This is a genomic window from Klebsiella sp. CN_Kp104 (assembly GCF_040064515.1).
Lineage (GTDB): Bacteria > Pseudomonadota > Gammaproteobacteria > Enterobacterales > Enterobacteriaceae > Klebsiella > Klebsiella aerogenes.
On sequence record NZ_JBEAII010000005.1, the window covers coordinates 113,822 to 128,401 of the forward strand.

Below are 14,580 nucleotides of genomic sequence, written 5' to 3' on the forward strand. Positions count from 1 at the left end.
CAATTGTTACGGAGAAAATTTCTAAAAAACCGTAAAGCAACGAATTTCATATTATTTAATCGTTTTTATTTACTAGATTTTGTTGATTCCTCCAGGAGATACAGATGGAAACCACACAAACCAGCACTATCGTTTCGGGTGAATCCCGCAGCGGATGGCGCAAAACGGATACCATGTGGATGCTGGGCCTGTACGGCACGGCGATCGGCGCGGGCGTTTTGTTCCTGCCAATCAACGCCGGCGTCGGCGGTATGATCCCACTGATTATCATGGCGATTCTGGCCTTCCCGATGACCTTCTTCGCACACCGCGGTATGACCCGCTTCGTGCTGTCCGGTAAAAATCCGGGCGAAGACATCACCGAAGTCGTTGAAGAACACTTTGGCGTAGGCGCAGGTAAACTGATTACGCTGCTCTACTTCTTCGCAATCTACCCGATCCTGCTGGTTTATAGCGTGGCGATCACCAACACCGTCGAAAGCTTCATGGCGCACCAGCTGCACATGACGCCGCCGCCGCGCGCCATTCTGTCCCTGATTCTGATTGTCGGCATGATGACCATCGTGCGTTTCGGCGAGCAGATGATCGTTAAGGCAATGAGTGTCCTGGTATTCCCGTTCGTTATCGCGCTGATGGTTCTGGCGCTGTACCTGATCCCGCAGTGGAACGGCGCGGCGCTGGAAACCCTGTCGCTGAGCAGCGCGTCAACAACCGGTAACGGTCTGCTGATGACCCTGTGGCTGGCGATCCCGGTAATGGTCTTCTCCTTTAACCACTCGCCGATCATCTCCTCCTTCGCGGTAGCGAAGCGTGAAGAGTACGGCGAAGGCGCAGAGAAGAAGTGCTCCAGCATCCTGGCGCGCGCTCACATCATGATGGTGCTGACCGTTATGTTCTTCGTCTTCAGCTGCGTACTGAGCCTGTCTCCGGCGGACCTGGCGGCGGCGAAAGAGCAGAACATCTCGATTCTGTCTTACCTGGCGAACCACTTTAACGCACCGGTTATCGCCTGGATGGCGCCGATCATCGCGATGATCGCTATCACCAAATCCTTCCTCGGCCACTATCTGGGCGCTCGTGAAGGTTTCAACGGCATGGTGATTAAGTCTCTGCGCGGCAAAGGCAAAACCATCGAAATCAACAAACTGAACAAGCTGACCGCGCTGTTTATGCTGGTCACCACCTGGATTGTGGCCACGCTGAACCCGAGCATCCTCGGCATGATTGAGACCCTGGGCGGTCCGATTATCGCGATGATTCTGTTCCTGATGCCGATGTACGCAATCCAGAAAGTTCCGGCCATGCGCAAATACAGCGGCCACATCAGCAACGTCTTCGTTGTGATTATGGGCCTGATTGCCATCTCCGCGATTTTCTACTCTCTGTTCAGCTAATTCTCTTAAGACCTCCCCTCGCGCCGCTTAACGGCGGCGCGCTTTCCGACAGTACTGGAATACATCATGATCAGCGTATTCGATATTTTCAAAATCGGCATTGGCCCATCCAGCTCCCATACCGTTGGACCGATGAAAGCGGGCAAACAATTTACTGACGACCTGATTGCGCGCGGCCTGCTGGCCGACGTCAGCAAAGTCGTCGTCGACGTTTACGGCTCCCTGTCTCTGACCGGTAAAGGCCACCATACCGATATCGCCATTATCATGGGACTGGCCGGCAATCTGCCGGATACCGTCGACATCGACGCGATCCCGGGCTTTATCCAGGACGTTAACACCCACGGCCGCCTGCTGCTGGCGAACGGTCAGCACGAAGTCGAGTTCCCCGTCGACCAGTGCATGAATTTCCATGCCGACAACCTGTCGCTGCATGAGAACGGCATGCGCATTACCGCGCTGGGCGGCGACAAGGTGCTCTACAGCCAGACCTACTACTCCATCGGCGGCGGCTTTATCGTCGATGAAGAGCACTTCGGCCTGACCACCGAAGCGCCGGTTGCCGTGCCTTATCCGTACAAAAATGCTGCCGACCTGCAGAAACACTGCAATGAAACCGGCCTGTCGCTCTCCGGTCTGATGATGCAGAACGAGCTGGCGCTGCACAGCAAAGAAGAGCTGGAACAGCACTTCGCCGCGGTGTGGGAAGTGATGAGCGCCGGTATCGAGCGCGGCATTACCACTGAAGGCGTGCTGCCGGGCAAACTGCGCGTTCCGCGCCGCGCCGCCGCGCTGCGCCGCATGCTGGTGAGCCAGGACAATACTAACAGCGACCCGATGGCGGTAGTGGACTGGATCAACATGTTCGCGCTGGCGGTGAACGAAGAGAACGCCGCCGGCGGCCGCGTGGTGACCGCGCCAACTAACGGCGCGTGCGGTATCGTTCCGGCGGTACTGGCCTACTACGACAAGTTTATCCGCAAGGTGAACGCTAACTCTCTGGCCCGCTATATGCTGGTCGCCAGCGCCATTGGTTCGCTGTATAAGATGAACGCCTCTATCTCCGGCGCCGAAGTCGGTTGCCAGGGCGAAGTCGGCGTGGCCTGCTCGATGGCCGCGGCCGGTCTGGCGGAGCTGCTGGGCGCTAGCCCGGCCCAGGTGTGCATCGCCGCGGAAATCGGTATGGAACATAACCTCGGCCTGACCTGCGACCCGGTTGCCGGCCAGGTGCAGGTACCGTGCATCGAGCGTAACGCCATCGCGGCGGTCAAAGCGGTTAACGCCGCGCGCATGGCCCTGCGCCGTACCAGCGAACCGCGCGTATGCCTCGATAAGGTTATCGAGACCATGTATGAAACGGGCAAAGATATGAATGCTAAGTACCGCGAAACCTCTCGCGGCGGCCTGGCGATGAAAATCGTCGCCTGCGATTAACGCCTCTGGCCCGGCACGCTTCGGCATGTCGGGCCAACTCTCCTCCAGCTCAGGCTCATTCTGCGAGCCTACTTCCCGAACTTCGCGCTACCAATAGCCTCATCTTGCCACCGATGTTACCCTTACAGCCTGAGAACAAAGGGAGGTATCTTGTGGCTGTTCATCTGTTAATTGTCGACGCGCTCAACCTGATCCGCCGTATTCATGCGGTACAGGGTTCACCCTGCGCGGATACCTGCCTGCACGCCCTGGAACAGCTTATCGTCCACAGCCAGCCGACGCACGCCGTGGCGGTGTTCGACGATGAAGACCGCGCCCACGGCTGGCGCCACCAGCGGCTGCCGGACTATAAAGCCGGGCGCGCGCCGATGCCGGAAACGCTGGAAGCGGAAATGCCGGCGCTGCGGGCGGCTTTCGAACAGCGCGGTATCCGCTGCTGGGCGCTGCCCGGCAGCGAAGCGGACGACCTGGCGGCCACGCTCGCCGTTAAAGTTGCCCAGGCCGGGCATCAGGCGACTATTGTCTCGACCGATAAAGGCTACTGTCAGCTGCTGTCGCCGACCATTCGCATCCGCGACTATTTCCAGAAACGCTGGCTGGATGCGCCGTTTATCGCCAATGAATTCGGCGTGATGCCGGAGCAACTGCCGGACTACTGGGGCCTGGCGGGAATTAGCAGCTCGAAAGTACCGGGCGTTGCCGGGATTGGGCCGAAAAGCGCGGCGCAGCTGTTAACGGATTATCAGGATTTAGAAGGCATCTACGCGCGGCTTGCCGAAGTGCCGGAGAAGTGGCGTAAGAAGCTTGAAGAGCATAAAGAGATGGCATTTACCTGCCGGGAAATCGCCCGCCTGCAAACGGATTTACAGCTCGATGGCAACCTGCAGCAGCTGCGTTTGCCATCCGCGTGATCCCCGGCCGCGCTGATGCGTGGCCGGGGCTGCTGAGCGCTGATTAGCGCTCGTCGCGGCGGCCGCCGACCGCCGCCCACAGGCGACGCACGTGTACGGTCACTTCTTCACGGTCGTGATACAGCTGACGGGCCTGAATCTGCGCGTTAATACCGTGCTCATCAAGCTGCGCCTGAATATAGGCCAGGTTTTGCGACACCTCTTCATAGCGCTTTTTCATCGGCAGCTTAAGGTTAAAAATGGTCTCGCGGCACCAGCCGTTCACCAGCCACTGCGCCATTAACGCCGCCACCTTCGCCGGTTTCTCAACCATGTCGCACACCATCCACGAGATGTTGTTGCGGTTCGGACGATAGCGGAAGCCATCTTCACGCAGCCAGGTCACCTGTCCGGTATCCATCAGGCTCTGCGCCATCGGGCCGTTATCGACCGAAGAGACCCACATGTTGCGCTTCACCAGTTGATAGGTCCAGCCGCCCGGGCAGGCGCCGAGATCCACCGCGTACATGCCATTCGCCAGACGTTCGTCCCACTCATCCGCCGGAATGAAGACGTGAAATGCCTCTTCCAGCTTCAGCGTTGAACGGCTCGGCGCATCGGAAGGGAACTTCAGGCGCGGGATCCCCATATAAAACGGCGAGTTGTTATTGCTAAAGGAATAGCCGGTATAGCAACAGCCGGGTGCGATAAAGAACACGTGCACCACCGGACGCTTCGGCGTTTCATAGTTGGTCAGCACGCCGGCTTCACGCAGCGCCGCGCGCAGCGGCACCGTGAACTTGCGGCAGAACTTCATCAGCTCTTTGCTTTCGTTGGTATCCGCGACCTCAACGCGCAGATCGCCGCCCTTTTCCACCACGCCCTGCAGCATGCCGACGATCGGCGTGATGCGGTCTTCCGGCGGCAGGTCGCGCAGCAGTTCGCCAACAACGAACATCTGACGCGCGAAAATCAGCGAGCTAAACGGTAGATCGCGCACCAGCTTCTCGCCATCGCCCTGCTGATAGCACTCAAAAATCACATATCCGGAGTCGTCTTTAACCCGGGCAAAACCAAATACCTCAAGGCGGGCTGCCTTATCGGTAATTTCTGCTGCGCACTCTTTCTCAAACCCGGGGCGACAATAGAGGACAACCTTATTCATGAACAACGCCCTTACGTTTCAGACGAATTGCACCAATTAACATTAATACCCAACCGGCAAGGAAGCAGACGCCGCCTACCGGGGTAACGAACGCCCACAGGCGTAAATGCGACAGCGCCAGGCAATATAAGCTGCCGCTGAACAACACGGTTCCCAGCGCCAAAAACACGCTGCTCCAGTAAAACCAGATGCTTATCCGCCGCTGCATGGCGACAGACAGGCCTAAAATCGCCAGCGTATGAAACGCCTGATACTCAAGGCCGGTGTGGATCCAGGCCATTTCGGCCGCACCCAGCGATTTACTTAATACGTGTGCGCCAAAGGCGCCCAGAGCCACAAAGATAAAGCCGCTGATGGCGGCAAAAATCAGCATAAAACGGCTGGTCATGTTGATACCCTACAAAGTCAGTTAACGCCTGGTCATCAGGCCGTTATTGTTCGTAACGAAAGCGGAATTTTTCTTGTTCGCTCGCCGCCTTCGCTAAAATCCACTGGCGGAAAGCGGCTATTTTACCCAGTTCAGCCTGACTGTCATGACAAACAAGGTAAAACGCGTTCTTACTGACCAGAACATCATTAAACGGGCAGACCAAACGGCCTGCTTCAATTTCGGACTGGGCCATGACGTTATTGGCCAGTGCGACGCCTTGTCCATGGATTGCCGCCTGCAGCACCATCGCGCTGTGGCTGAATATCGGTCCCTGTTGCACATTGATATGATTTAGACCCAGTTGCCGGGTATAAGTTTGCCAGTCGCGGCGAGAGGCATCATGTAACAGCGTATGTTGCGCCAGATCGGCAGGCGTTTTCAACGCTTTGTCACCGGTTAACAACAACGGCGAACAAACCGGTAGTAAATATTCGGCGTACAGTTTTTCAACACGCAGCCCCGGCCAGTTGCCGCGGCCATAGAAAATCGCCACGTCGACGTCGTCGGCCAGTTTGTCTTCCTGACGGTCCACCGCCTGGATCCGCACGTCGATCCCCGGATAAGCTGAGTTAAAGCTTGAGAGTCGCGGCACCAGCCACTGAATGGCGAAACTGGGCAATAAACTAACAGTTAGCGCCCCTTTCGCGCTGCGCGCCTGTAGTTTACGCGTGGCTTCGGTGAGCTGCGAAAAAATCTCTTTAATATCCTGAAAATAGCTTTGCCCCTCTTCCGTTAACAGCAGCGAGCGATTGCGTCGACGAAACAGCTTCAGGCCCAGAAAGTCCTCTAGTGACTTGATTTGGTGACTTACTGCGGCCTGCGTCACAAAAAGCTCATCGGCTGCGCGAGTGAAGCTCAGATGACGTGCGGCTGCATCAAAAACACGTAATGCATTCAGAGGTGGTAATCGCTTCGACATGGTTATTCTGACTGAGATGTTAACGAGTTTTAACAAATAGGAAACAACAGTTAACCTATTAGTTTTTTTTATCTGAGCCATTATAAATTGTCCGTTGAGGTTCTACCAGCAAATACCTATAGTGGCGGCACTTCCTGAGCCGGAACGAAAAGCTTTTTTTGGAATGCGTGTTCCAACAAGCTTTTGGCTTACGGTTGTGATGTTGTGTTGTTGTGTTTGCAATTGGTCTGGGTTTGCAGACCATGGTAGCAAGGCTACCTTTTCACTTCCTGTACATTTACCCTGTCTGTCCATAGTGATTTAATGTAGCACCGCAATGCGCGGTGCTTTTTTTTGCCGAAAAATCACCGTTCTCCCCGCCTCCTCGCTATCACCAGCCTTGCCCTAATGGGGAATTTGCGCGACGATCGTGATATCGATATGAGGAATTCCATGAACGCATTCAATCCCGCCCACTTCCGCGCCCAGTTTCCAGCCCTGACGGATGCCGGCGTCTACCTGGATAGCGCGGCGACGGCGCTAAAACCGCTGGCCGTGATCGATGCCAGCGACCAGTTTTATCGCCTGAGCGCCGGCAACGTCCACCGCAGCCAGTTTGCCGCCGCCCAGCGTCTTACCGAGCGCTACGAGGCGGCGCGCGAACGCGTCGCCAGCTGGCTTAACGCCTCTTCCGGCAAAGAAATCGTCTGGACCCGCGGCACCACCGAAGCCATCAATATGGTCGCGCAGAGTTACGTGCGCCCGCGCCTGCATCCTGGCGATGAAATAATCGTCAGCGAAGCCGAACACCACGCCAACCTGGTGCCGTGGCTGATGGTTGCCGAACAAACCGGCGCGCGGGTGGTCAAGCTGCCGCTGGGCGCCGATCGTCTGCCGGATATCGCTCAACTCCCTTCGCTTATCTCTCCGCGCAGCCGGGTGCTGGCGATTGGCCAGATGTCTAACGTCACCGGCGGCTGCCCCGATCTGCGACTTGCTATTGATTTCGCCCATCAGGCGGGAATGATAGTGATGGTTGATGGCGCGCAGGGCGCGGTGCACTTTCCGGCCGACGTGCAGGCGCTGGATATCGATTTTTATGCCTTCTCCGCCCACAAGCTGTATGGCCCAACGGGTATTGGCGCGCTGTATGGCAAAAGCGAGCTGCTGGCGGAGATGTCGCCATGGCTCGGCGGCGGCAAAATGATTACTGAAGTCTCATTCGATGGCTTTAAAACCCAGCCCGCCCCCTGGCGGCTTGAAGCCGGGACGCCCAACGTCGCCGGCGTTATCGGCCTCAGCGCCGCGCTGGAATGGCTGCAGGAAATCGATCTTACACAGGCGGAAAGCTGGAGCCGTAGCCTGGCGACGCTTGCGGAAGATGAACTGGCAAAGCGGCCCGGTTTTCGTTCGTTCCGCTGTCAGGATTCGAGCCTGCTGGCCTTTGATTTCGAGGGCGTACACCATAGCGATATGGTTACGTTGCTGGCGGAGTCCGGCATTGCGCTACGCGCCGGGCAGCATTGCGCGCAACCGCTGCTGGCGGCATTAGGCGTCAGCGGTACGCTGCGCGCCTCATTCGCGCCGTACAATACGCAAGATGATGTTTATGCGCTGGTGCACGCTATCGACCGCGCGCTGGAAATACTGGTGGATTAATGATGACCTCCCAACCTTTAAGCGCCGCGCTCAGCGAAGCGACGCTGCGCCAGATCTTCGCCCCGCTAACTCAGTGGGAAGATAAGTACCGCCAGTTGATTTTAGTGGGTAAGAAACTGCCGCCATTAACGGATGACCAGCGGGCGCAGGCGAAAGAGATCGCCGGCTGCGAAAACCGTGTCTGGCTGGGGTATCAGGTTGATGCTGAGGGCAAGATGCACTTCTTTGGCGATAGCGAAGGGCGTATCGTGCGCGGCCTGCTGGCGGTGCTGTTAGCCGCCTGCGAAGGAAAAAGCGCCGCTGAGATTTTAGCGAATGATCCGTTGGCGTTATTCGATGAGCTGGGTTTGCGCGGGCAGCTTAGCGCTTCGCGCAGCCAGGGGCTGCAGGCGCTAAGCGACGCGGTGCTCGCCGCCGCCCGCGAGAACTAATTCAAACGCCCTCTCCCCGGCTTGCGCTACGCTGAGCCGGGCTACGGTTCTGCGCCGTCCGGAAAACGTCCCCCGGGCTATTCCCCCTGACGCTGCGCTTTCGCCAACATCTTCTTCAACGCATGGGATACGGCGACAAAACCAAAGGTCGCCGTCACCATGGTCGCCGCGCCAAAACCGGAGGCGCAATCCATTCGCTTCGGCCCTTCCGCCGTGCTTTTCATTGCACATACGCTGCCATCCGCCTGCGGGTAGACCAATGCTTCGGTCGAGAAGACGCAATCAATGCCCAGCTTTCCTTTACTATTCTTCACTACGCCAAACTGGCTTTTCAGTCGTTCGCGCAGTTTCGCCGCCAGCGGATCCTGAATAGTTTTCGCCAAATCGGCCACCTGGATCTGCGTCGGATCGATTTGCCCGCCGGCTCCGCCGGTCGTCACCAACGGTACTTTATAACGGCGGCACCAGGCGATCAGCGCCGCTTTTGGCCTGACGCTATCGATCGCGTCGATGACATAGCTAAAGCCCGCTCCCAGGTATTCCGCTACGTTCTCGGGCGTGATGAAATCATCGATAACCGTGACCCGACACTCCGGGTTAATCAGACGTATACGCTCGGCCATCACTTCCGCTTTCGCCAGCCCAACGTTGCCGCCAAGGGCGTGGATTTGGCGATTGGTATTGGTGACGCAAACATCATCCATATCAATCAGCGTAATCGCGCCAATCCCGGTACGCGCCAGCGCTTCCGCCGCCCATGAGCCGACGCCGCCGATCCCGACCACGCAGACATGCGCCTCGGCAAAACACTGCAGCGCCTTTTCGCCATATAAACGCGCCGTGCCGCCAAACCGCTGGCGCCAGGCATCGCTGATTACTACAGACATAAAACCTCAGAATAAAGTAGAGACCCCGGATCCGGCGCGTTGCGCGGATCCGGGTTAGACACGTTCGGACTTTTAAACGTTAACCGCTAAAGACGCTACCGGCGCCTGGCGCGTTTTTCAGTACCCACACGCGGCCATAGTGGTTATACCAACCGGCGCGATGACCCGCATCCGGGCCGATGCCCTGGTAGATATCGAAGTGCTGGCCTTTAATCGCCCCGCCGACATCCAGCGCCACCATCAGGCGTAGCTCGTACTGACCGTTAAACTTACCGTTATTATCCAGCAGAGGCACCTCGGCCAGCAAGGTGGTTCCCGGCGGAATAATAGAACGGTCAGAGGCGACCGACGCGCGGCCAATCAACGGTACCGCGCTCGCCCCTTTCACCGGCGCGTAGGACTGCGGTTTAAAGAAGACGAAAGATGGGTTCTGCTCCAGCAGCTCGCGGACTTCCGCTTCGCTATGCTTTTCGCCCCATTCACGGATCGCCTGCATCGACATATCTTCCCGCTTCACTTCGCCGCGGTCGATAAGCACTTTACCGATACTACGGTAAGGCCAGCCGTTTTTCCCGGCGTAGCTGAAGAAGTTAAGCGGCGAACCGTCGCCAAAGTCGATATAGCCGCTGCCCTGCACGTCCATGATGAAGTTATCCATCAGCGAGTTGCTGTAGGCCAGCACGTAGTTATCGCTGAGCGCTCCGGCATAGATGCTGGCGCGGGAAGGAAGCTTGCCGTTTTTCGGCGGCATACGGTAAATAGGATACTGGAACTCGCCCTGGCGAGTGTGGCGGGCCTGTACGACCGGGGTGTAGTAGCCGGTAAACTGCACGTTGCCGTAGTTATCAGCCCCCTGCATCTGCCAGGCATCAATACCAAACTGGCGTAACGTGCGGGTATCGCCGCCGGAACGCAGCCACTCCTGAATCGCGTTATAGACGCTGCTCTGGCTATTATAGAGACGCGGAGAGGCGCTACGAATCTGACCAACCTGCTGGGAGAAGTCGCCGGCGTTAATCGGCGCGCCTACCGCATCAGGTTGGTTTACCAATGAAAACGGCTGGGTAAACTTGCCATCACTATATTGCTGACCGCGATCGGTCGGTTTCGAGGTACAGGCGGCGAGCATCGCCAGCATTGCCCCCGTCGCTACATATTTTGCCCAACGTCCTTTCATGGTATCTCTTCTTTATTGCTGCTAAGCCTTAGTGCGTGATGAAGATAACAAACCCATGCGGCTAATGAAATGCACGAAAGCGCCCCGCAGCCCAAATTGTGTAAAAATTCGCCCATTACTGTATTTTTAGCCGCCGTTTTTTACAAAATTGACGATTTCTACGAAAAAAGGTTGCATCAGAACGCTAGCGGAGTATAGTGCGCTTCCACGGACGCGGGGTGGAGCAGCCTGGTAGCTCGTCGGGCTCATAACCCGAAGGTCGTCGGTTCAAATCCGGCCCCCGCAACCAACACAATGAACACCCTTAAGGGTGTTTTTTTGTTTCTACCGTCCGTAAATACTGCTATAAAAAAAAGCGCCCGAAGGCGCTATTTTTTTATCCACGTCTGGCCAACGTCGCCCCATCGGCAAAGTAGGCTTTGATCCCCGCCAGAATCGACTCCGCCACTTCCTGCTGGAATTTCGCGGTCTTGAGTTTACGCTCTTCTTCGACGTTACTGATAAAAGCCGTTTCGACCAGAATTGAAGGAATATCCGGCGCCTTCAGTACCGCAAAGCCCGCCTGCTCCACCTGATTTTTATGCAGCTTGTTGATATTGCCCATTTTTTGCAACACCGCTTTACCAAATTTCAGGCTGTCGGCGATGGTCAATGACTGCACCATATCGAACATGGTGTGGTCGACGTAACGATCGCCGCTCTTGCTGACGCCGCCGATTAAGTCCGAGGCATTCTGCGTTTGCGCGAGGTATTTTGCGGCGGTACTGGTAGCACCCTTGGTCGAGAGCGCGAACACCGAAGAGCCGCTCGGCTGACGGCTGGTAAAGGCATCGGCGTGAATCGAAACGAACAGGTCGGCACGCTGCTTCTGCGCCTTGGCGACACGCACCTTCAACGGAATAAACACGTCTTCGTTACGGGTCATATAGACCTTCATATTACCTTCACGCTCAATGAGCGCGCGCAATCGACGGGCAATCTGCAGCACCACGTCTTTCTCACGAGTTCGGTATTTACCAATCGCGCCGGAGTCTTCACCACCGTGGCCGGGATCGAGCATGATAACGATAGGACGATCGCGCCCGGCTTTCCCCGGCTGCGGCCCGCTTTCTGCCGGCGGTACCTGACGTTCCAGATCGCCTTTGTTGTAATCTTCCAGCAGCGCCAGTAGCGGATCCTGCACATCGGTGGCCGTAGAGGGATAAAGATCCATCACCAGACGCTCTTTAAAACCGGCGACCGGCGCCAGCGCAAACAGCTGCGGTTTGACGTTTTGTTTCAGTTCAAACACCATCCGCACGGTCTGTGGGTCGAACTGGCCCACGCGCGCGGATTTGATATACGGGTCGTCGTCGCGGATTTGCCCGCCCATCCCTTTCAGAACCGAATTCAGGTTAACGCCTTCAATATCAACCACCACTCGCTCAGGATTGCTTAACGCAAACTGCCGATATTTCAGTACATGATTGGATTCCACCGTGACGCGGGTGTAAGTCGACGACGGCCAGATACGCACCGCGACTACCTGCGCGGCGGCGGCCAAACCGACCGGACTCACACTCATTAACCACATGGCGCCCGCCCCTTGTAAAAAACGACGGCGGCTTAATCCCGACTTGTATCCCGACATGCCACTCCCAAGCAAAAAAACGTGTTTGAAGCCAAAATGAACAGATTGACCAGAAACTTTAACCAAAGCCGCATAACCTGTCATCTATAAAAGGGTAAACAAACTTTGACACCCAAGGTTTTGTCACAATGTTTTCGCAAATTAGTGACAAATTAGGGGTTGCGCCACGAAGCAAAACAGAATAAAAATACACTTATTACGAATAATCATGCGTCGAGGGTTTGTCATGGTGAAGGAGCGTCGCACTGAACTGGTCGAAGGATTCCGCCATTCTGTTCCCTATATAAACGCACACCGGGGAAAAACGTTTGTCATCATGCTGGGCGGAGAAGCCATTGAGCACGATAACTTTTCCAGCATAGTCAATGACATTGGCTTATTGCATAGCCTCGGTATTCGCCTGGTGGTGGTCTATGGCGCGCGCCCGCAAATTGACGCCAACCTCGCGGAACATCACCACGAGCCGGTTTATCACAAGCAGACCCGCGTCACCGACGCCAAAACCCTTGAGCTGGTGAAGCAGGCCGCCGGTATGCTGCAGTTAGAAATTACCGCCCGCCTGTCGATGAGCCTCGGCAATACGCCCCTGCAGGGGGCGCATATCAACGTGGTGAGCGGCAATTTTATTATTGCTCAACCTCTTGGCGTCGATGATGGCGTGGATTACTGCCACAGCGGCCGTATTCGCCGCATCGATGAAGAAGCCATTCATCGCCAACTGGACAGCGGCGCAATCGTGCTCATGGGCCCGGTCGCGGTATCCGTCACCGGCGAGAGCTTCAACCTCACTTCTGAAGAGATAGCCACCCAACTGGCGGTAAAGCTGAAAGCTGAAAAGATGATCGGCTTCTGCTCGTCGCAGGGGGTCTACGACCAGCATGGCGAGATCGTTTCCGAGCTGTTCCCTAACGAGGCGCAGGCGCGGGTAGAGGAGCTGGAAGCGGAAGAAGATTATAATTCCGGTACCGTACGCTTCCTGCGCGGGGCGGTGAAAGCCTGCCGCAGCGGCGTGCGCCGCTGCCATTTAATTAGCTATCAGGAAGATGGCGCGCTGCTGCAGGAGCTATTCTCACGTGACGGTATCGGTACGCAGATCGTCATGGAAAGCGCCGAGCAGATCCGCCGGGCAACCATTAACGATATCGGCGGCATCCTCGATCTTATCAGCCCGCTGGAGCAGCAAGGCATTCTGGTGCGCCGCTCGCGCGAACAGCTGGAAATGGAGATTGATAAATTCACCATCATCCAGCGCGATAACACCACCATCGCCTGCGCCGCGCTCTATCCGTTCCCGGAAGAGAAAATCGGCGAAATGGCCTGCGTAGCGGTGCACCCGGATTACCGTAGTTCGTCACGCGGCGAGGTACTGCTGAGCCGTATCGCCGCCCAGGCGAAGCAGATGGGGCTCAGCAAGCTATTCGTGTTGACCACCCGCAGTATCCACTGGTTCCAGGAACGCGGCTTCACCCCGGTGGATATTGATTTGCTGCCGGAGAGTAAAAAACAGATGTACAACTATCAGCGCCGTTCGAAGGTATTGATGGCAGACCTGGGCTGACGGATAACTCCCCGGATAGCGGCTTGCGCCTTATCCGGGCTACGGTTCGGTAGTCGGTTGGTAGCCCCGGTAAGCGTAAGCGCCACCGGGGGAGGATTCCCGGTTAGCGGCTTACGCCTTATCCGGGCTACCCGATTGCAAATAGGCATATCCCACGCCTTCAGGATAGTAATTTTGTTCTATCACCGCCGCATCAGTGACAAATATTCAGCATCCGGGCTTTATTCCTGGTTTAATGCCGAGGTATATCTTTATCACTGCATCAACGCTATGCTCCTTCCTAAAGAATAAAAAAAACAACACATTATTGATAAGCATGATGAATAATGCATAAATCTGATAGCTGGATTATTAATAGGTCTCAGACGGTTGCTTCCATCATTGCTATATACCCATGGTTAATAATATTGATTACACATATTAAATACAGCCTCGTGCCCTACAATTTTACGGAAGATGGATTATATCTACTGGTTCCCACCACCGTATTATCTATTATTAACCTTACGCTTTCGCTTATCACTATCGGATGCATGAGCGTTTTTACATTGCTAAAACCGAGAAGGCTAAAAATCTATTTCTGCGCAATGAATACCTGTTACCGCTTTGGCTATATCTTTATGCTTAACAGCAAATTACGATGTATTTTCAGTAAGAAAAGTTCAAAAGCACCATCAAGGACAGGTATAATTATGGAAAAGAAACCTAATTGGCTAGTAAGAAACATAAAAAAAATCACCGCCGTGATTTCTATTTACCCTTGGATATTATTACTTTTAGCAATGATGAGCAGTGGACCGGCCTATGCAGCCCTTGCCGCTACCGCTATGGTTATTCTTTTATTTATCGTTTTATCCATCGTTAATTTTATTATTTCAGTGGTAATTATTGTTATTGCTGATATATCAACACCAAGTACTCCAAAAAGCTACGTAGCCTATTTCTTTGCCATGAACTCAGTCTCTTTACTCTGGCTGTTACTTTTATTTGCTTACTAATCAGAGGTGAAGAGCGTATTCACGCCCTT

At 55.5% G+C, this 14,580-nt stretch carries 13 protein-coding genes and 1 tRNA gene; 8 read left to right on the forward strand and 6 right to left on the reverse strand.

The annotated features are described in order from the left end of the window. Window positions 1-104 precede the first annotated feature (104 nt). The 3 genes from ABLU80_RS08610 to xni all read left to right on the forward strand — a co-directional run bounded on the left by ABLU80_RS08610 (window position 105) and on the right by xni (window position 3,739). The gene (locus ABLU80_RS08610) at window positions 105-1,394 is read left to right on the forward strand and encodes an HAAAP family serine/threonine permease (RefSeq protein ID WP_015369950.1); all 1,290 of its coding nucleotides are present in this window, start codon (window positions 105-107) and stop codon (window positions 1,392-1,394) included. Between the two features lie 66 nt (window positions 1,395-1,460). Further along, on the forward strand, window positions 1,461-2,828 hold the full coding sequence (locus ABLU80_RS08615) for an L-serine ammonia-lyase (protein ID WP_015369949.1): 1,368 nt from the start codon (window positions 1,461-1,463) through the stop codon (window positions 2,826-2,828). 152 nt (window positions 2,829-2,980) lie between these two features. Continuing rightward, on the forward strand, window positions 2,981-3,739 hold the full coding sequence (xni, locus tag ABLU80_RS08620) for a flap endonuclease Xni (RefSeq protein ID WP_047466376.1): 759 nt from the start codon (window positions 2,981-2,983) through the stop codon (window positions 3,737-3,739). A gap of 43 nt (window positions 3,740-3,782) precedes the next feature. On the opposite strand, the gene rlmM is transcribed toward xni, so the two are convergent. Genes rlmM through gcvA form a run of 3 tightly spaced genes read right to left on the reverse strand, consistent with a single transcriptional unit; the run spans window position 3,783 to window position 6,232 of the window. Further along, window positions 3,783-4,883, reverse strand: a complete 1,101-nt coding sequence (gene rlmM, locus ABLU80_RS08625; RefSeq protein WP_015369947.1) for a 23S rRNA (cytidine(2498)-2'-O)-methyltransferase RlmM — start codon at window positions 4,881-4,883, stop codon at window positions 3,783-3,785. Beyond that, window positions 4,876-5,271, reverse strand: a complete 396-nt coding sequence (locus ABLU80_RS08630) for a DUF423 domain-containing protein (RefSeq protein WP_015369946.1) — start codon at window positions 5,269-5,271, stop codon at window positions 4,876-4,878. The genes rlmM and ABLU80_RS08630 overlap by 8 nt, the downstream gene beginning before the upstream one ends. A gap of 43 nt (window positions 5,272-5,314) precedes the next feature. Next, on the reverse strand, window positions 5,315-6,232 hold the full coding sequence (gene gcvA / locus ABLU80_RS08635) for a glycine cleavage system transcriptional regulator GcvA (protein ID WP_015369945.1): 918 nt from the start codon (window positions 6,230-6,232) through the stop codon (window positions 5,315-5,317). Between the two features lie 432 nt (window positions 6,233-6,664). On the opposite strand from gcvA, the gene csdA reads away from it, so the two are divergent. Further along, window positions 6,665-7,870: a cysteine desulfurase CsdA gene (gene csdA / locus ABLU80_RS08640; RefSeq protein ID WP_348796334.1), complete on the forward strand. Its 1,206-nt coding sequence runs from the start codon at window positions 6,665-6,667 to the stop codon at window positions 7,868-7,870. After that, window positions 7,870-8,301, forward strand: coding sequence for a cysteine desulfurase sulfur acceptor subunit CsdE (gene csdE / locus ABLU80_RS08645; protein ID WP_020078046.1), 432 nt, complete (start codon window positions 7,870-7,872; stop codon window positions 8,299-8,301). Before csdA ends, csdE begins: the two co-directional genes overlap by 1 nt. A 77-nt stretch (window positions 8,302-8,378) precedes the next feature. Here the strand turns inward: csdE and tcdA are convergent, their stop codons facing one another. Both tcdA and mltA read right to left on the reverse strand, forming a co-directional pair. Then, on the reverse strand, window positions 8,379-9,188 hold the full coding sequence (gene tcdA, locus ABLU80_RS08650) for a tRNA cyclic N6-threonylcarbamoyladenosine(37) synthase TcdA (RefSeq protein WP_015703318.1): 810 nt from the start codon (window positions 9,186-9,188) through the stop codon (window positions 8,379-8,381). Window positions 9,189-9,267: 79 nt separating this feature from the next. After that, on the reverse strand, window positions 9,268-10,365 hold the full coding sequence (gene mltA / locus ABLU80_RS08655; RefSeq protein WP_015369941.1) for a murein transglycosylase A: 1,098 nt from the start codon (window positions 10,363-10,365) through the stop codon (window positions 9,268-9,270). Window positions 10,366-10,577: 212 nt separating this feature from the next. On the opposite strand from mltA, the gene ABLU80_RS08660 reads away from it, so the two are divergent. After that, window positions 10,578-10,654 (forward strand) — tRNA-Met (locus ABLU80_RS08660). Window positions 10,655-10,741: 87 nt separating this feature from the next. On the opposite strand, the gene amiC is transcribed toward ABLU80_RS08660, so the two are convergent. Continuing rightward, on the reverse strand, window positions 10,742-11,995 hold the full coding sequence (amiC, locus tag ABLU80_RS08665) for an N-acetylmuramoyl-L-alanine amidase AmiC (protein WP_020078045.1): 1,254 nt from the start codon (window positions 11,993-11,995) through the stop codon (window positions 10,742-10,744). A 226-nt stretch (window positions 11,996-12,221) separates the two neighbouring features. Between amiC and argA the strand changes: the two genes are divergently transcribed. Beyond that, window positions 12,222-13,553, forward strand: coding sequence for an amino-acid N-acetyltransferase (argA, locus tag ABLU80_RS08670; protein WP_015369939.1), 1,332 nt, complete (start codon window positions 12,222-12,224; stop codon window positions 13,551-13,553). Window positions 13,554-14,245: 692 nt separating this feature from the next. Continuing rightward, entirely contained in the window at window positions 14,246-14,551 is a 306-nt protein-coding gene (locus ABLU80_RS08675) for a hypothetical protein (protein WP_045387089.1), read from the forward strand. Window positions 14,552-14,580: the final 29 nt, after the last annotated feature.